An 18004-nucleotide genomic window follows, 5' to 3' on the forward strand; every position below is an offset into this window, starting at 1 on the left:
TAAGGGGGCCGAACGGCACAGACCGCCTCGCCGCTGTGGACGGCGGAGCGGCGAGTACCCGCCAGGCCGTAGGGTAACGAGCCACACGCACCGGGGTGCCCGGCGCGTCACGGACACTAGAAGGAACAAGAAGGAAGGCGAACAGCCACGATGACGGTTCCCCTGCCGACTGCCTCGACGCGGTGGCGCTGCACCCTCTGCGGCAACCTCACGCGCTTCGACGTGACCCGCTCGTCGAAGGTGGTCGAGTACGTCCACCTCGACCTGGCCGGTGAGCCGAAGGTCGAGGAGCGCGACGTGGTCAGTGAGAGCATCGAGTCGGTGCGCTGCCGCTGGTGCAACGCCGTGGATCAGGTGGAACTCGTGGACAGGCCGGGCGCCGGCTCCTGAGGGAGCGGGCCCCGCACAGGCGATGGGGTGAGGATGGTGGAGACCGCAGGCGGGGGGCCGGGCGACGGCGCCGCTGAGGTGCTCGACCGTCCCCTGCCCGACGGCGTGCGCCGGAGAGTCGTACAGATCGTCTCCGACGGCTTCGGCGGGCTGACCGTCGGCGAACTGCCCGCCCAGCTCAGGCAGTACGCCCGCTTCGCACCGAACCGGCGGGCCAAGTTCGCCGGCAACGCCATGGCGGCCGCTCTGGAGACCGATCCGCTGTTCCGGCAGCGCATCGGGGAGAAGTTCAGAGAGGCACAGCCGGAACTCTCCGGCGCCTTGGACTCCGGCTCGCCGCCCCCGGCCGCGGACCCGCTCGACGTGGCGGCCGCGGCCTACGTACTGCGGCCCACCGGCTGGGTGAAGCTCGTGACCGCGGCCGGCGAGGAGGCCCAGCGGGCCGACGCCGAGCGCGCCGACGAGGAGAGCCGGGCCGAACTGGAGCGCCTGCGCGAAGAGCTCGACCGGGCCCGTGAGCAGACCCGGAGCGAGACCGAGCGGCTGCGCACCGAGCTGGATTCGGCCAAGAAGGAAGCGGAATCGCTGCACCGCAAGCTGCGCGCCGCCCTCAGCGACGTCAAGCGCGGCGAGGCGGCCCTGCGCAAGGTGCACGCCGAGATGGAGACCCTGCGCGCGGAGGGGCAGACCCAGGTGTCCGCCGCCGAGAGCGAGTCCCGGCGGCTCAAGGCGCGGCTCGGCGAGGCGGAGGCCGCCCTGGAGGCCACCCGCAAGGCGGCCCGCGAGGGACGCAGCGTCGAGGACATGCGCGTACGGCTGCTGCTCGACACCCTGCTCGACGCGACCCAGGGACTACGGCGGGAACTCGCGCTGCCGCCCGTGTCGGTACGGCCGGCCGAGACCGTGGATGCGGTCGAACCGGGACGAATGACACCGAAAGACATTGCCGCGCGGGCGTTGTCCGAAAACGACCCCGCGATCCTCGACCAGCTCCTCGCGCTGCCGCAGGCCCATCTGGTCGTCGACGGCTACAACGTCACCAAGACCGGCTATCCCCAGATGCCCCTGGAGAAGCAGCGGTTGAGGCTCCTGGGGCAGCTCTCGCAGCTCGCCGCGCAGACCGGCGCCGAGGTGACGTGCGTCTTCGACGGGGCCGAGCTGGCCGCGCCGGTGCTGCTGGCGCCGCCGCGCGGGGTGCGGGTGCTGTTCTCCAAGCCGGGTGTCACCGCCGACGAGTTGATCCGCCAGCTGGTGCGTGCGGAGCCGCCGGGCCGTCCGGTCATCGTCGCCTCGACCGATCGCGAGGTCGCCGACGGGGTGGCCCGGGCGGGGGCGCGACCGGTCGCGTCTGCGATGCTTCTCAAGCGCCTGTCCTGAAATGGTCAACGTACGGACCTAATGCCCGAATTGACGGAACCGTCACGCAACGTAGTGTCAAGCGGACATCACTTCATGTGAGTTGAGTGTAAAGAATGCAGGGTGTGGCGAGATTTTTCTCGTGAGGATTTGAACTGATCACGGGAAGGTCACTAGGGTCTGGCCTCGAACCTCCAAGCGGGTGATCACTCAAAAGAAGGAGTTCACCTCCGTGGCGTCCCACCGTCGACCCAAGCAACCGAGCCGTGCACGCGTGACCGTGCTGACCACCGCAGCCGCCGCTGCGGTCGCCCTGAGCTCGCAGGCCGCGAATGCCGCGCCGAGCGAGAAGCCGAGCAAGGACGAGGTCAAGGCCAAGGTCGACAAGCTCTACGAAGAGGCGGAGCAGGCCACCGAGAAGCTCAACGGGGCCACGGAGAAGCAGGAGAAGCTCCAGAAGGAGATCTCCACCATCCAGGACAACGTCGCCCGCGGCCAGGAGGAGCTCAACGAGCTGCGCGACTCCATAGGCCTGGCGGCAGCCGCCCAGTACCGCACGGGGTCGATCGACTCCTCGGTGCAGCTCTTCCTCTCCTCGGACCCGGACGACTACCTGGACAAGGCGTCGACCATGGACCAGCTGAGCTCTCAGCAGGTCGAGGCGCTGAAGAAGATCCAGGACAAGCAGCGCGAGCTCGCCCAGGACCGTTCCGAGGCCTCCGAGAAGCTCAAGGACCTCGCGAGCACCCGCACCGAACTGGGCAAGAAGAAGAAGGAAGTCCAGTCCAAGCTCGCCGCGGCGCAGAAGCTCCTCAACACGCTGACGGCCGCCGAGAAGGCCGCCCTCGCCGCCGAGGACGCCCGTGCCAGCCGCGACGCCGGCGACCGCGTCGACCTCGGCAACACCGGCGCCGCCTCCGGCCGGGCCATGGCCGCCTTCCAGGCCGCCCAGACCCAGATCGGCAAGCCGTACGTCTACGGCGCCACCGGCACCGCCTCCTACGACTGCTCGGGCCTGACCTCGTGGGCCTACGCGCAGGCCGGCGTCTCGATCCCGCGCACCTCGCAGGCCCAGGCCAACGCCGGCACGCGCCTCTACTCCCAGAGCCAGCTCAAGGTCGGCGACCTCGTCATCTTCTACGGCGACCTGCACCACGTCGGCCTCTACGCGGGCAACGGCCAGGTGCTGCACGCCCCGCGCACCGGCACGGTCGTCCGCTACGAGTCGATCAACAACATGCCGTTCCAGTTCGGCGTCCGGATCTGACCTCCTTCGGGACGAGTCCGATCACCATCAAGATCGGGACACCGCACCGCCCGTTCGGGCGAATCACGGCAAGGTGAACTGACCGCGCGCCCCGCCCATGACCTGCGTCTGAGGCGGGGCGTCACGTTGTGTGCCCACGGAGGTTGTTGGTGGGGCCCCCTTGCCGGGGCTACTGTCTGCCGCGTTTCCCTGTCCGCCAGCGGAAGGAGTGCGGCTTCCCGTGGGGTCCCATCGCCGCCATGCACCGTCCGGGTTCGACCGGGGCGCCGGTGCAGCGCTCTGTGTCATGTCAGCCGCCGCCGCGGCCTTCGGCGTCCTGCCGGCCACGTCGGCCGTCGCCGAACCGCACGACGACACCCGCGCGGAGGTGGACCGCCTCTACGAAGAGGCCGAGCAGGCCGCCGAGGCCTACAACAAGGCCGACGAGCGCGCCGACGGCCTCCGTGAGGAGGTCGGTACCGCGCAGGACGGGATCGCCCGCCAGCAGGAGCGCATCAACCGCATGCGGGAGGCGCTCGGATCGCTCGCCGGTGCCCAGTACCGCTCCGGGGGGCTCGACCCCTCCCTGGCGCTGCTGTTCTCCGACGACCCGGACGACTACCTCGACAAGGCCTCCGTCCTCGACCGCATCACCACGCAGCAGGCGGGCGAGCTCGAGGACCTCCAGGAGGCCATGCGCGAACTCGCCCAGGAGCGCTCCGAAGCGGCCGAGAAGCTCGGCGAACTGGAGAAGAGCCGCAAGGCCGTCGCCTCCCACAAGCGGACCGTCGAGAACAAGCTCGCCAAGGCGCGCGCACTTCTCAACGCCCTGCCGGCCGGCGAGCGCGACGCCTTTGGCCGGGCCTCCCGCTCCGGCCGCTCCGACATGCCGGACCTCGGCGGCGTCGTCCCGCCGTCCGCCCGTGCGGCCGCCGCCATCGCCGCCGCCCGCTCCGCGCTCGGCAGGCCGTACGTCTGGGGCGCCAACGGCCCTTCCGGCTTCGACTGTTCGGGCCTGATGCAGTGGTCCTACGCGCAGGCGGGCGTCTCCCTGCCGCGCACCTCGCAGGGCCAGCGCCACGCCGGCCGCCAGGTCCCGCTCTCCCAGGCCCAGCCCGGCGACCTGGTCACCTACCGGTCCGACGCCAGCCACGTGGCGATGTACATGGGCAACGGCCAGGTCATCCACGCGCCCTATCCCGGGGCGCCGGTGCGCTACGACCCGGTGGGCATGATCCCGGGCGCGACCGTCACCAGGGTCTGACGGCGCACCCCGCGGCCACCGTACGATCGGGAACGTGGCTGGTCGAGGGCGGGCGTCGGGACGCGGAGTCGTGGCGCTGTGTCTGCTGTTGCTCGTCGGCCTGGTGGGGTGCGGGGGGAAACCGGCCACCGACAGCGCCAAGGCCGACGTGCAGCGGATCCTGGACCGGCGCGCGACCGCGGTCCTGGACCGCGACCGGGCGGCGTTCGTGAAGACGGGCGCGCTGAGCTGGTTCACGAACCTCACCGCGGTCCCGCTCGCCGACTGGTCCTACCGCGTCACCGCCCTGCACCGCACCGGCGACACCGCCACCGCCGACGCCCAACTGCGCTACCGCGTCCAGGGTTACGACCGCGCCCCCGTCACCGTCGGCCGCACCCTGACCCTGAGCCTGGACGCGGGCGGGCAGTGGTACGTGGACGCCGAGCAGCCCGCGAGGAAGACCGCCCAGCAGCTGTGGGACCAGGGCGAGGTCATGACCGTACGGGGTGAGCACAGCCTCGTTCTCGGGGTGGGGCAGTCCGGCGAGCAACTGCACTCCTACGCCGATCTGGCGGACCGCGCGGTACCGGCCGTGTCGGACGCGTGGGGCACCGACTGGCCCCGGCACGTCGTCGTGCTCGTGCCGAGATCGCTGGAGGGCATGGCGGGGCTGCTCGGCTCGCCCGCCTCCTCGTACCGGGGGATCGCGGCGGTCACCACCGGCGAGACGGGCGCGCCCGCGCAGGCGCCCGCGGACCGGATCATCGTCAACCCGGACGCGTACGGCGTCCTCGGCTCCGTCGGCAAGCAGGTCGTGCTCACCCATGAGACGACCCATGTCGCCACCCGCGCCGACACCACCCCCGCGACGCCGCTGTGGCTGTCCGAGGGGTACGCCGACTGGATCGGCTACCGCGGCAGCGGACGTACGCCGGTCCAGGCCGCGCCCGAGCTGTGGGACGCCGTGACCGAGGGCAGGCTGCCGGCCGCGCTGCCGACCGACCGGGACTTCGGCTTCAGCGGCGACGCGGCCGGGCTCGCCCGGGCCTACGAGGGCGGCTGGATGGCCTGCCGGATGATCGCCGAACGCTGGGGCGAGGTGCGGCTGAAGGAGTTCTACCAGGCCGTGGGCGGGCACGAGAAGCGGGCGGGGGCGGTCGAGGACGCGATGAAGGAAGTCCTCGACACGGCACCGGGCGAGTTCACCGAGCAGTGGCGGCGGTATCTGCGGGATCAGCTGGGCTGATCGAGCCGTGCGACGGCCTCCTTGAGCCAGGCACGCTCGGCCCGGCCGGTCGCCCGGGCCACCCGCAGCATGCCCTCCCGGAACCGGTCACCCGTCTCCTCCGCCCGTACCGGCTTCCCGTCCTCGTAGAAGAAGCTCGCGGGCGTCTCCAGGAACTCCAGACGGCGCCGCAGCACCGCGGCCTGCTCCCGGCGGTCGGGCAGGTGCCGTAGGAACGCCAGGAGCGTGTTGAAGCGCACCTGGTCCGTGATCTCGGCCTGCTTGGGGTGCCGCAGCCGCTCCAGCAGATCCTCACGGCCGGTGGCGGTCAGGGACAGCATCCGGCGCGGGGCCGCGCTGGTGCCGGGCTCGGTGTGCTGGTCGAGCTTGCCCGCGGTCACCAGGCGGGTGATGGCGGGGTAGAGGGCGCCGTCGCTGACCGGGCGGACATGGCCGCTGAGGGCCTTGATGCGTTCCTTCAACTCGTAGCCGTGCAGCGGTTGTTCGGCCAGGAAGCCCAGGATCGACAGCTCCAGCACTGGTTCCTCCTTGCGGGTGTCGTACCGGCATGCTACCTCTTATCGAGCTACCTCGTTTAGAGGTAGCTCGAATCGAGGGAGGTCGCGGTGAACACCCACCGCAAACAGCTCATGGCGCTCGCCCACCCCGTCTACCTCGCGCTCCTGGCCTCCGTCGCCGCCGGAATCATCAACACCCTCTGGGTCTCCCGGCTCGGCGGCCCGGCCGTCGCCGCCGTGGCCGTGGCGACCAACACCGAGAACGTGCTGCTCGGCGTCGCCCTGGTCTTCGGCTCCGGTACGACCGTGCTGGTCGCGCACGCCAGGGGTGCGCGGGATCCGGGCGCGGTGCGGGCGGCGGTGCGCGGGGGCCGGGCGCTGTGCGCGCTGGTCACGCCGGTGGTCGTGGCGGGCGGGCTGCTGCTGCGTGAGCCGTTGTCCCGGCTGGTCCTGGGCGAGGGCGACGCCTTGTCGCTCGCGGTGGCCTACTTCGCGATCTCGATGCCGGGCATCGCCGTCTTCTTCGCGCAGAACCTCGTGGACGGCATCCTCAAGGGCACCGGCGACACCAGGGCCCCGATGCGGCTCGCCCTCCTCGCGAACGGTCTGATCCTCGTCTGCGACCCGTTCTTCATCCACCTCTACGGCGTCCGGGGCGCCGCCGCCTCCACGGTGCTGTGCCGGTGTCTGACCCTCGGCGTGGGACTTTCGGTGCTGCGCCGCAACAAGCTGCTCCGGGAGTGCGCGGGTGCGCGGCCCTCGGAGGGCACCTGGGCCGCGTCGCGCAGGACGCTGCGGACCGGGCTGCCGATGTCCGCCGACTTCACCGTGCGGCAGGCCGGGGCGCTCGCGCTGGTCGCGATCGTGGCGCGGCTCGGGGTGACGGCGGTCGCCGCCTACTCGATCGCCTACAAGGTCATGTACGTAGCCACCATGGCCTTCTACGCCGTCCGTCAGGCCGCCTCCATCCACACCGCGCACTCCCGGGGAGCCGGCCAGGACGCGGGGCGGCAGATCGGGCGGCAGGCGGTGCTGGTGTCCGGGGTGGTGGGGCTGGCGGCGGCCGTCCTGCTGTTCGTCGCGGCCCCGTGGATCATGGCTGCCTTCGGCGCCGGGCCCGCGGTCGCCCACGAAGGCACACTGTTCCTGCGCTGCGTGGGGCCCTACCTGCTGCTGATGGCCTGCTTCATCGCGGTCGGCGGGGTCTTCGAGGGGAGCGGGGGAGCGCCGGCGCTGCTGCGGGTGACCGTGCTCGGCACGGCGGTCCAGCTTCCCCTGGCGTACGGCCTCACGGGCCTGGGCCTGGGCCTGCCCGGGGTGTGCCTGGCGCTGGCGTCGGCCATGGCGGTGCAGTGCGGGGCGGTGCCGGTGCTGTTCCGGCGGGGCCGGAATCAGGCGGAGGCCGACGTCTCCTTGGCGCGGGCGGCCTGATCGGGGACCTCGGCCGGGGCGGGCTTCGGCACCGTCGAGCGCCACAGCCCGCGGGCCGCGACCACGGCGGCGAGGACCAGCAGGCCGTTGCGGACCACCATCAGGGTGATGCCGAGCGGGGTGCTCGTCACCACGTCCCCGAACCAGAGCGGGAACTCCAGGACCGTCACGAAGCACGCCGCCAGCACCAGGCCGGCCGGCACGCCCATCCGGCTGGCGCGGAAGCACAGGCACACGGCCGCGACGCCGACCAGCCACACCATGTACTGCGGGCTGATCACGCGGCTGGTCACGGTGAACATCAGCACCGCCACGAACGCCGCGTCGGCCGCCGTGTGCGCCTCGAACCGGGTCGCCACCAGCCGCCACAGGAGCAGCCAGCCGAACGTCATGCCGGTCAGGGTCAGCGCGGCGGTGCTCACCACGTTCACCCACGGGCCGAGGAACTCGACCGAGCCGTAGTTGAGCAGCACCTGGCCGTCCCAGCCGTAGTGCCGGGCCACGTGGAAGACCAGCGCGCCCAGCGACTCCACCTCGGTGCCCCGGTCGCGCTGGAAGGTCAGGAAGGCGAACGCGCCGGGCATCGCCAGGGCGAACAGCGCGGCCAGCACGACGACGGTCGCCGCCGCCGACGCCCAGGCCCTGCGCCCCCGGACGCCCAGGAGCAGCAGCGCCGGCCAGACCTTCAGCATCGCCCCGAAGCCCGCGAGGGCGCCCATCAGGCGGGGGTGCCGGGCGCCCGCGAGCAGGGCGGCGACCGCGACCGCGGTGACCATCACGTCGTAGCGGGCGTAGACGGTGGGGCCGAGCAGCGGTACGCCGGCCACCCACACCCAGGCGCCACGCAGCCGCCGGCCCGGGCGCCGGCCCGCGTACAGCAGCAGCGACAGGACCACCAGGTCGGCGAGGAAGGCGAGGACGAAGAAGGCCGACGCGTAGTCGAGGAAGGGCAGCAGGCCGGGGGAGAGGATCGCGAGAGCCGCGGCGGGCGGATACTGCCAGGTGACGTCGTCCAGCGGGAAGGTGCCGGTCCGCAGCACGTCGAACCAGCTCTGGTAGATGACGGAGACGTCGCTCGTGACGTCCGGGCCCGGGAAGACGTACACCTTGAACACGAAGAGCAGCAGCAACAGCCTGGTCACGCCCCAGGTCGGCAGCAGCCACGTCAGCGACCGCCTCGCACCCGTCGTCTCCACGTGATCCCCTGCCCGTTCGCTGCTCGTCTTGAGGGGAACATGATGTCCTGCCCTCCTGTGAGGGTGCCATAAACGCGGCCGCGGGCGGCTGTGAGCAGGCGGTTCGGTAGGGTCTGCGGCGATGCACAAGACCCTGATCGTCACGAACGACTTCCCGCCTCGGCCGGGCGGCATCCAGGCGTTCCTGCACAACATGGCCCTGCGGCTCGACCCCGAGCAGCTCGTCGTCTACGCCTCCACCTGGAAGCGCGGCCGGGAGGGCGCCGAGGCGACTGCCGCCTTCGATGCCGAGCAGCCCTTCACCGTCGTACGGGACTCCACGACGATGCTGCTGCCGACGCCCGGGGCGACCCGGCGGGCCGTCGGGCTGCTGCGCGAGCACGGGTGCACCTCGGTGTGGTTCGGGGCGGCGGCGCCGCTGGGTCTGATGGCGCCGGCGCTCAGGAAGGCGGGCGCCGAGCGGCTGGTGGCCACCACCCACGGGCACGAGGCCGGGTGGGCCCAGCTGCCCGCCGCGCGGCAGCTCCTGCGCCGGATCGGTCAGTCCACGGACACCATCACCTACCTCGGCGAGTACACGCGCTCGCGGATCGCCCGGGCGCTGACGCCGGACGCGGCCTCGCGGATGGTGCAGCTGCCGCCGGGCGTCGACGAGAAGACCTTCCACCCCGGCTCGGGCGGTGACGAGGTCCGGACGCGGCTCGGGCTGAGCGAGCGGCCGGTGATCGTGTGCGTCTCCCGGCTGGTGCCGCGCAAGGGGCAGGACACGCTGATCCTCGCGATGCCCCGGATCCTGGCCGCCGAGCCGGAGGCCGTGCTGCTGATCGTGGGCGGCGGGCCGTACGAGAAGGAGCTGCGCAGGCTCGCGGGGGAGACCCGGGTCACCGACTCCGTCCGCTTCACCGGCGCGGTGCCCTGGGCCGAGCTGCCCGCGCACTACGGGGCCGGTGACGTGTTCGCCATGCCGTGCCGGACCCGGCGGGGCGGGCTCGACGTCGAGGGGCTCGGGATCGTCTACCTGGAGGCCTCCGCGACCGGGCTGCCCGTCGTGGCCGGTGACTCCGGCGGCGCCCCGGACGCCGTCCTCGACGGCGAGACCGGCTGGGTCGTGCGGGGCGGCTCCGCAGAGGAGGCCGCCGACCGGATCCTCGTCCTCCTCCAGGACGCCGAGCTGCGCCGACGGATGGGGGAGCGGGGACGGGCGTGGGTCGAGGAGAAGTGGCGGTGGGACCTGCTGGCGGAAAAGTTGAAGACGTTGCTGTAGCGCGACTCCTAGGCGGAGGGAAATAATCCGCCGATGCTGCGCGCATGACAGCAAAACTGATGCAGCGTCAGCTGACGAGACGTCATATCTTGGGCATGGTGGCCCTGCAGACCGCCGCCGCGTCCGGTCTCACCCGCATCGGTCTCCAGACGGCGTCGGGCGTGGAGCCCGCGGCCGTCGACAACGCCCCCGCCATCGTGGTCGGTTCGGGCTACGGCGGTGCAGTCGCCGCCCTCCGCCTCGGCCAGGCCGGCATCCGCACCCTCGTCCTCGAGATGGGCCGGGCCTGGAACACCCCCGGCGCCGACGGCAAGGTCTTCTGCTCCACCAGCGCCCCGGACCAGCGGTCCATGTGGTTCCGCACCCGCACCGAGGCCCCGCTGGCCACCTTCCTGTGGCTGGACGTCGTCAACAAGGACATCAGCGCCTACCCGGGGGTCCTGGACCGGGTGCACTTCGACGCCATGTCCGTGTACGTCGGCCGGGGCGTCGGCGGCGGCTCCCTGGTCAACGGCGGGATGGCGGTGACGCCCCTGAAGGCGTACTTCGCCGAGCAGTTCCCCACCGTCGACTCCGACGAGATGTACGGCACCTACTTCCCGCGCGCCCGTTCCATGCTCGGCGTCAACACCGTCGACCCCGCCTGGTTCGAGTCGACCCAGTGGTACCGGTTCACCCGGATCTCCCGCGCCCACGCCCAGAAGACCGGCCTGAAGACCACCTTCGTGCCGAACGTCTACGACTTCGGGTACATGCAGCGCGAGGCGGACGGCACGGCCACGAAGTCCGCGCTCGCCGGCGAGGTCATCTACGGCAACAACCACGGCAAGCGCAGCCTCGACAAGACGTACCTCGCCTCGGCTCTCGGGACCGGGAACGTCACCCTCCACACCCTGGAGAAGGTCAGGGCGATCAGCCGGGCGGCCGACGGCTCCTGGCTGCTCACCGTCGACCGCATCGACATCACCGGCACGGTCGTCGAGACCAAGCAGTACGGCTGCACGTACCTCTTCCTCGGCGGCGGCAGCGTCGGCACCACCGAACTCCTCGTCCGCGCCCGGGAGACGGGTGCGCTGCCCGCCCTGGACGCCAGCGTCGGCGGCGGCTGGGGCACCAACGGCAACGTGATGCTCGGCCGCGCCAACCACCTGTGGGACACCGTCGGGGCGAACCAGTCGACCATGCCCGTCATGGGCATCGACGACTGGGCCAACACCGCGAACCCCGTCTTCGCGGAGATAGCCCCGCTGCCGACGGGACTCGAGCACTGGGTCAGTCTGTACCTGGCGATCACCAAGAACCCGTCGCGGGCGTCGTTCTCGTACGACAGCGGGACGGACGGTGTGAAGCTCGGCTGGACCGCCGCCCACAGCGCGGTCTCCGTCGCCATGGCCAAGAAGCTGTTCGACCGGATCAACTCGGCGAACTCGACGATCTACCGCTACGACCTGTTCGGCTCGTCCAACAAGGTCTTCGCCGACGACTTCACCTACCACCCCCTGGGCGGCTGCGTGTTGGGGAAGGCGACCGACGACTACGGCCGGGTGAAGGGGTATCCGAAGCTGTACGTCACCGACGGCTCCCTCGTGCCCGGGTCGATCGGGGTGAACCCGTTCGTGACGATCACCGCGCTCGCCGAACGGACGATGGCGCGGGTCCTCGCAGAGGACACCGCGCCATGACAGTGCTTGATGGCTCGGTCGCCTACGGGGCGCCTCAGCCGGTGTCGAGACGGCGATCGTGCTCAGCCCTTCGGGCCTCCGCGCGTTCGCCGTCTCGACACCGGCGCGCCCCTACGGCTCCCTCGCGGCCCGTCAGGGGCCTTGCTACTTCTGGTAGATGGCCTCGATCTCGGACGCGTAGTCCTTCGCCACCACGTTGCGCTTGAGCTTCAGGGACGGCGTGAGGTGGCCCGAATCCTCCGTGAACTGGGAGGACAGAATGCGGAACTTCCGCACCGATTCCGCCTTCGACACCGCGGCGTTGCCGTCGTCGATCGCCGACTGGATGGCGGCCAGCAGGTCCGCGTCCTCGTGCAGCGACGCCGCGGTGGAACCCTCCGGCTTGCCGTGCTCGGCCGCCCAGCGGCCCAGGAACTCCTCGTCGACGGTGACCAGCGCGCCCACGAACGGCCGTCCGTCGCCGACCACCATGCACTCCGCGACCAGCGCGTGCGCGCGGATCCGGTCCTCGATCACGGCCGGGGCGACGTTCTTGCCGCCCGCGGTGACGATGATCTCCTTCTTGCGGCCGGTGATCCTGAGATAGCCGTCCTCGTCGAGGGTGCCGATGTCGCCGGTGTGGAACCAGCCGTCGGCCAGCGCCTCGGCGGTCGCCGCCTCGTTGTTCCAGTAGCCCTTGAACAGGTGCTCGCCGTGCAGCAGCACCTCGCCGTCGTCCGCGATCCTGACGACCGAGCCGGGCAGCGGCTGGCCGACCGTGCCGATCTTCTGGCGGTCCCACGGGTTGAAGGCGGTGGCGGCACAGGACTCGGTCAGGCCGTAGCCCTCCAGGACCGTGAAGCCGATGCCGCGGAAGAAGTGACCCAGGCGCTCGCCGAGCGGGGCGCCGCCGGAGATGGCGTACTCGCCCTTGCCGCCGAGGACCGCGCGCAGCTTGCTGTAGACGAGTTTGTCGAAGGTCTTGTGTTTGATCTTCAGGCCGAGGGACGGGCCCGACGGCGTGTCCAGCGCCTTGCTGTACGCGATCGCGGTGTCCGCGGCCTTGTCGAAGATCTTGCCCTTGCCGTCCGCCTGCGCCTTGGCGCGCGCCGAGTTGTAGACCTTCTCGAAGACCCGCGGCACGCCCAGGATCAGCGTCGGCCGGAACGCGGCCAGCTCGTTGGTGAGGTCCTTGATGTCCGGGACGGTGCCCAGCTTGATCGGCGCCATCATCGGAGCGATCTGCACGAGCCGGCCGAAGACGTGCGCGAGCGGCAGGAAGAGCAGGACGGAGCACTCGCCGGTGCGGAACAGCGGCCGCAGTCGCTCCACGATGTTCCCGCACTCGGCGAAGAAGCTGCGGTGGGTGAGCACACAGCCCTTGGGCCGGCCGGTCGTGCCGGAGGTGTAGACGATGGTCGCCGGGTCGTCGGCCTTGGCGAGCGAGCTGCGCTCCTCGACGGTCTCGTCGGCGACGTCCTGGCCCAGGCGCCCCAGCTCCTCCAGGCCGCCGGCCTCGATCTGCCAGACGTGCTTGAGGGCGGGCAGGCTGTCGCGCACCGACTCGACGGCGGCCGTGTGGTTGTCGAGCTCGACGATGCAGGCGGTGGCGCCCGAGTCGCTCAGGATCCACTGGACCTGCTCCGCCGAGCTGGTCTCGTACACCGGCACGGTGACCGCGCCCGCGCACCAGATCGCGAAGTCGAGCAGGGTCCACTCGTACCGCGTGCGGGACATCAGGCCGACCCGGTCGCCGGGCTGGACGCCGGAGGCGATGAGCCCCTTGGCGGCCGTGTGCACCTCGGCGAGGAAGGCGGTGGCCGTCACGTCCTGCCAGGCACCGTCGACCTTGCGGGCGATCACGGCGACGTCCGGATGCTGCGCGGCGTTTCTCCGGACGATGTCGGTGAGATTGCCGTCCGCAGGGACCTCGTACAAAGCCGGAAGGCTGAACTCGCGCAAGACTGCTGCTCCTCATAGGGCGCCGGCGCCACGACGTTGTGTGATGCGACGGTGCGGTCCAAGGCTCGGGCGGGTACTCAGAGGCTCACCCCGGGGCCTTGGGAACCGGTGGTTGAAATCCTGAGCACGACTGGACCGACCGGACGTTACCCGCCGGTATGGCTTCTTCGACAGGGGGTCCCGGCGAGATGTTCGCTGCGTCACACAGATTGGTTTTCCTTCGCGCACAGTAGTCCACCCACTAACTGACTGGCCAGTAACCGCAGGTCCTGCCGCCACTGTTCACGTATGCCGCACACGCTTACTCTTGATCGTCATGGCACCCACACCAACCGGTAACCGGAGGACACGTGTCCATGTGGTCAGTGACGTGCACGGCAACGCCCGTGACCTGGCCAGATCCGGCGAGGGCGCGGACGCCCTGATCTGCCTGGGTGACCTCGTCCTCTTCCTCGACTACGCCGACCACTCGCGCGGGATCTTCCCCGACCTCTTCGGCGTGGAGAACGCCGACCGCATCGTCGAGCTGCGCACCGCCCGTCGCTTCGAAGAGGCGCGCGAGCTCGGGGCCCGCCTGTGGGCCGGGGTCGGCGAGAACCGCGCCGAGGTGATCGAGCAGGCGGTACGCAAGCAGTACGCCGAGATGTTCGCGGCGTTCCCGACACCGACGTACGCGACATACGGCAATGTCGACATGCCGCCCCTGTGGCCGGAGTACGCCGGACCCGGCACCACCGTGCTCGACGGGGAACGGATCGAGATCGGCGGGTGGGTCTTCGGCTTCGTGGGCGGGGGACTGCGGACGCCGATGCGGACGCCGTACGAGATCAGCGACGAGGAGTACGCGGCGAAGATCGAGGCGGTGGGCGAGGTGGACGTGCTGTGCACGCACATCCCGCCGGAGGTGCCCGAGCTGGTCTACGACACGGTCGCGCGCCGCTTCGAGCGGGGCAGCCGGGCGCTGCTGGACGCGATCCGCCGCACCCGGCCCCGGTACGCGCTGTTCGGTCACGTCCACCAGCCGTTGGCGCGGCGGATGCGGATCGGGGCGACCGAGTGCGTGAACGTGGGGCACTTCGCGGGATCCGGGAAGCCCTGGGCGCTCGAATGGTGAGAGACCGCAGCTGATGGGGGTGAAGTCGGCCGGTCGACCGCGCGGTAGCCTTCACGCTGCACACACGTGCGCAGGCTTGCGCACGGTGGACTTGCCTACCGGCCCGCATCTGGAGGAGCCACAGCGATGGCGGAACACACCAGCTCGAGCATCACGATCGAGGCGGCACCGGCCGATGTCATGGGGGTGATCGCCGACTTCGCCCGCTACCCGGACTGGACCGGAGAGGTGAAGGAGGCGGAGGTCCTGGCGACGGACGGTCAGGGGCGCGCCGAACAGGTCCGCCTGGTCATGGACGCCGGAGCCATCAAGGACGACCAGGTCCTGGGCTACACCTGGACCGGCGACCACGAGGTCTCCTGGACCCTGGTGAAGTCCCAGATGCTGCGCTCGCTCGACGGCTCCTACATCCTGAAGCCGGCCGGCGCCGGGGCCACCGAGGTGACGTACCGGCTCACCGTCGACGTCAAGATCCCGATGCTCGGCATGATCAAGCGCAAGGCGGAGAAGGTCATCATCGACCGGGCGCTGGCCGGATTGAAGAAGCGGGTGGAGTCGGGGGCGAAGTAGCCGTCCCCGCCAGGGCGGTACACGGAGGTACCGTTCACCCCCATGCGCACCATCCTGATCACGGGCCCCGGCGGCAGCGGTCGTACGACGGTCGCCGCCGCCACCGCACTCGCCGCCGCCGGTGAGGGCACCCGCACCCTCGTCCTCAGCGCCGACCGCACCGACACCCTCGGAGCGGTGCTCGGCACGCCGACGGGCCCCGCGCCGGTGCAGGCCGCCGCGAACCTCACCGCGTGGCGCCCCGACGCGACCGCGGGTTTCCGTGACGACCTGGCCGCCTTCCAGGACCGCGCGTCCTCCGTCCTCGACCTCCTGGGCGCCTCCCGCCTGGACCCCGAGGAGGTCACTCCCCTCCCGGGAGCCGAGGAACTCACCCTGCTCCGCGCCCTGCGGGACGCGGCCCTCGCCGAGGTCCACGACCTGCTCGTGGTCGACCTGCCGCCCACCCCGCAGGCCCTCGCCCTGCTCGCCCTCCCCGAGGAGCTGCGCCGCTATCTGCGCCGCCTGCTCCCGCCCGAGCGGCAGGCGGCCCGCGCCCTGCGTCCCGTCCTCGGCCGTTTGGCCGGCGTGCCCATGCCCGCGGAGTGGCTGTACGAGACCGCGGCCCGCTGGGACGTCGAACTGGCCGCCGTCGAGGCGGTCGTCGCCGACCGGAACACCGTCGTACGGCTGGTCGCCGAGCCCTCCCCGGCCGGTGCCGACGCCGTCGCCACCGCCGGTCTGGGCCTCGCCCTGCGCGGACTTCGGCCCGACGTGCTGGTGGCGAACCGGGTGCTGCCGGAGGCGGCGGGGGACAGCTGGCTCGCCGGGCCCGTCGCCCAGCAGCGCAAGGTCCTGGCGGAGTGGCAGGAGTCGTACGACGTCCGGGAGGTGGCCCATCTCGGCCGCGACCCGCGCGGCGCCGACGACCTGGCCGGGCTCGTCGCCCCCGGCGTCAACGTCGAGCCTCCCACCGTAGAGTGGCCCGTCACCGACCACCTCGCCGAGGACGGCGTCCTCATCTGGCACATTCCGTTGCCCGGCGCGATACGCGACGAGCTGGACCTCATCCGGCGCGGCGACGAACTCGTCGTCAACGCGGGCCGGTTCCGCCGGATCGTCCCGCTGCCGTCGGCCCTGCGCCGCTGCACCGTCGACGGTGCAGCGCTGCGGGAGGGCGAGCTGCGGATCCGGTTCGCGCCCGACCCGGATCTATGGCCCGGGACACGGTGAACCGCATACGCCCGTTCGGGTAACGTCGGAGAGACGAACCGTAGTCAGGAGTCCGTCATGAGCGAAGAGCTCCCCCCGTCCGACTCCGCCGAGCGCGAGGCTGTCGACGAGGTGCGGGCGACCGACGCCGACGCGTGGGCGACGGCGTGTGCCGAGGATCTCGCGGCGGAGAAGGTCCGCCGCCGCGCCGATTACGGCCCGCCCCCGGGCTCGGCCGCCGAGGAACTGCGCAAGCTCGTCGACACCGTCGCGGACAAGCTGTCCGGCCTCCAGTCCCCGCTGCTCGGCGCCGTCGCGGGGCCCGCCGCCCAGCAGGTGGTCAAGCAGGTCGTGCAGCAGGCCAAGGCGGCCGTCGAGCCCGTCATCGAACGCAACCCGGACGTCTTCGACCATCTGGCGGCCGCGGGCAACGAACTGCTCGCCGCCTACCGCTCGGCGGTCGAGGCCCAGGAACAGCGCTGGACGGCCCGGAACACCGACCCGGACGAGGGCCGCCGCGACAAGGGCGACGAGCCCGGCCCCGGGGAACGCATCGACCTGGACTGAGTGCCTCCTGGAGCCCTGCCGCCGCCTTCCCGCCTGCCCGGCGACGGGAATCCGACGGCAGGGCCTCGGGTACGGTTGGCCGTAGCGGGGCTCGACCGAAACTGAGGGATTCATGGGACTCACCATCGGCGTCGATATCGGCGGCACGAAGATCGCGGCCGGCGTGGTCGATGAGGAAGGCAACATCCTCTCGACCTTCAAGGTGCCGACCCCGGGTACGTCCGAGGGCATCGTGGACGCCATCGCCTCCGCGGTGGAGGGAGCACGCGCCGGCCACGAGATCGTCGGCGTGGGCATCGGTGCCGCCGGATACGTCAACCGTCAGCGCTCCACGGTCTACTTCGCGCCGAACATCGACTGGCGTCAGGAGCCGCTGAAGGAGAAGGTCGAGGCGCGCGTCGACCTGCCGGTCGTCGTGGAGAACGACGCCAACGCGGCCGCGTGGGGCGAGTACAAGTTCGGCGGCGGCAAGGGCCACCGCAACGTCATCTGCATCACCCTCGGCACCGGCCTCGGCGGCGGCATCATCATCGGCAACAAGCTGCGCCGCGGCCACTTCGGCGTGGCCGCCGAGTTCGGCCACATCCGCATGGTCCCGGACGGGCTGCTGTGCGGCTGCGGCAGCCAGGGCTGCTGGGAGCAGTACGCCTCCGGGCGAGCCCTTGTGAGGTACGCCAAGCAGCGCGCCAACGCGACCCCCGAGAACGCGGACATCCTGCTCGGCCTCGGCGACGGCACCCCTGACGGCATCGAGGGCAAGCACATCTCGATGGCCGCCCGCCAGGGCGACCCCGTCGCCGTCGACTCCTACCGCGAGCTCGCCCGCTGGGCCGGCGCCGGCCTCGCCGACCTGGCCTCCCTCTTCGACCCCTCCGCCTTCATCGTCGGCGGCGGCCTCTCGGACGAGGGCGAGCTGGTCCTCGACCCGATCCGCAAGTCGTACAAGCGCTGGCTGGTCGGCGGCAACTGGCGCCCGGTGGCCGATGTCATCGCCGCCCAGCTGGGCAACAAGGCCGGCCTGGTGGGTGCGGCGGACCTGGCGAGAGAGCCCGACCCGATCATGTAAC

16 protein-coding genes are annotated in these 18004 nt (G+C 71.4%); 13 read left to right on the forward strand and 3 right to left on the reverse strand.

Going from position 1 to position 18004, the window contains the following annotated elements:
• The first annotated feature begins 150 nt into the window (after positions 1-150).
• From ADK57_RS36880 to ADK57_RS36900, 5 genes are all read left to right on the forward strand, one after another.
• Positions 151-390: a hypothetical protein gene (locus ADK57_RS36880; protein ID WP_053754037.1), complete on the forward strand. Its 240-nt coding sequence runs from the start codon at positions 151-153 to the stop codon at positions 388-390.
• A gap of 33 nt (positions 391-423) precedes the next feature.
• Positions 424-1767, forward strand: a complete 1344-nt coding sequence (locus ADK57_RS36885) for an NYN domain-containing protein (protein WP_053754038.1) — start codon at positions 424-426, stop codon at positions 1765-1767.
• A gap of 211 nt (positions 1768-1978) precedes the next feature.
• On the forward strand, positions 1979-3013 hold the full coding sequence (locus ADK57_RS36890; protein WP_053754077.1) for a C40 family peptidase: 1035 nt from the start codon (positions 1979-1981) through the stop codon (positions 3011-3013).
• 220 nt (positions 3014-3233) lie between these two features.
• Positions 3234-4256, forward strand: a complete 1023-nt coding sequence (locus tag ADK57_RS36895) for an NlpC/P60 family protein (protein WP_053754039.1) — start codon at positions 3234-3236, stop codon at positions 4254-4256.
• A gap of 34 nt (positions 4257-4290) precedes the next feature.
• Complete coding sequence (locus tag ADK57_RS36900; RefSeq protein ID WP_053754040.1) at positions 4291-5484, forward strand: hypothetical protein; 1194 nt, start codon at positions 4291-4293, stop codon at positions 5482-5484.
• Here ADK57_RS36900 and ADK57_RS36905 read toward each other — a convergent pair.
• Positions 5472-6002 (reverse strand): PadR family transcriptional regulator, encoded by a 531-nt coding sequence (locus ADK57_RS36905; protein WP_053754041.1) that lies wholly within the window; start codon positions 6000-6002, stop codon positions 5472-5474. The two genes, ADK57_RS36900 and ADK57_RS36905, sit on opposite strands and share 13 nt — an antisense overlap.
• An 87-nt stretch (positions 6003-6089) precedes the next feature.
• On the opposite strand from ADK57_RS36905, the gene ADK57_RS36910 reads away from it, so the two are divergent.
• Positions 6090-7412, forward strand: a complete 1323-nt coding sequence (locus ADK57_RS36910; RefSeq protein ID WP_053754042.1) for an MATE family efflux transporter — start codon at positions 6090-6092, stop codon at positions 7410-7412.
• Here ADK57_RS36910 and ADK57_RS36915 read toward each other — a convergent pair.
• Positions 7373-8608: a glycosyltransferase family 87 protein gene (locus ADK57_RS36915; RefSeq protein WP_053754043.1), complete on the reverse strand. Its 1236-nt coding sequence runs from the start codon at positions 8606-8608 to the stop codon at positions 7373-7375. The two genes, ADK57_RS36910 and ADK57_RS36915, sit on opposite strands and share 40 nt — an antisense overlap.
• A 121-nt stretch (positions 8609-8729) precedes the next feature.
• Here ADK57_RS36915 and ADK57_RS36920 point away from each other — a divergent pair, with 121 nt between their 5' ends.
• Together ADK57_RS36920 and ADK57_RS36925 are read left to right on the forward strand one after the other, a co-directional pair.
• On the forward strand, positions 8730-9872 hold the full coding sequence (locus tag ADK57_RS36920; protein ID WP_053754044.1) for a glycosyltransferase family 4 protein: 1143 nt from the start codon (positions 8730-8732) through the stop codon (positions 9870-9872).
• Between the two features lie 95 nt (positions 9873-9967).
• Complete coding sequence (locus ADK57_RS36925) at positions 9968-11554, forward strand: GMC oxidoreductase (RefSeq protein ID WP_053754045.1); 1587 nt, start codon at positions 9968-9970, stop codon at positions 11552-11554.
• A gap of 144 nt (positions 11555-11698) precedes the next feature.
• Here the strand turns inward: ADK57_RS36925 and ADK57_RS36930 are convergent, their stop codons facing one another.
• Positions 11699-13495 carry an AMP-dependent synthetase/ligase gene (locus ADK57_RS36930; RefSeq protein WP_053754046.1) on the reverse strand — a complete coding sequence of 599 codons (1797 nt, stop codon included), beginning with the start codon at positions 13493-13495 and terminating at the stop codon, positions 11699-11701.
• 358 nt (positions 13496-13853) lie between these two features.
• Here ADK57_RS36930 and ADK57_RS36935 point away from each other — a divergent pair, with 358 nt between their 5' ends.
• The 5 genes from ADK57_RS36935 (at position 13854) to ADK57_RS36955 (ending at position 18003) form a co-directional block, all read left to right on the forward strand.
• Positions 13854-14609 carry a metallophosphoesterase family protein gene (locus ADK57_RS36935; protein WP_053754047.1) on the forward strand — a complete coding sequence of 252 codons (756 nt, stop codon included), beginning with the start codon at positions 13854-13856 and terminating at the stop codon, positions 14607-14609.
• A 126-nt stretch (positions 14610-14735) separates the two neighbouring features.
• Positions 14736-15179: an SRPBCC family protein gene (locus ADK57_RS36940; RefSeq protein WP_053754048.1), complete on the forward strand. Its 444-nt coding sequence runs from the start codon at positions 14736-14738 to the stop codon at positions 15177-15179.
• A 42-nt stretch (positions 15180-15221) separates the two neighbouring features.
• Complete coding sequence (locus ADK57_RS36945; RefSeq protein ID WP_053754049.1) at positions 15222-16391, forward strand: ArsA family ATPase; 1170 nt, start codon at positions 15222-15224, stop codon at positions 16389-16391.
• Positions 16392-16448: 57 nt separating this feature from the next.
• A complete protein-coding gene (locus tag ADK57_RS36950) occupies positions 16449-16937 on the forward strand; it encodes a DUF5304 domain-containing protein (RefSeq protein WP_053754050.1) in 489 nt (162 codons plus the stop codon).
• Between the two features lie 112 nt (positions 16938-17049).
• The gene (locus ADK57_RS36955; RefSeq protein ID WP_053754051.1) at positions 17050-18003 is read left to right on the forward strand and encodes an ROK family glucokinase; all 954 of its coding nucleotides are present in this window, start codon (positions 17050-17052) and stop codon (positions 18001-18003) included.
• Position 18004 lies beyond the last annotated feature (1 nt).

Origin of the sequence: Streptomyces sp. MMG1533 (assembly GCF_001279775.1) — a bacterium.
Taxonomy (GTDB): Bacteria; Actinomycetota; Actinomycetes; order Streptomycetales; family Streptomycetaceae; genus Streptomyces.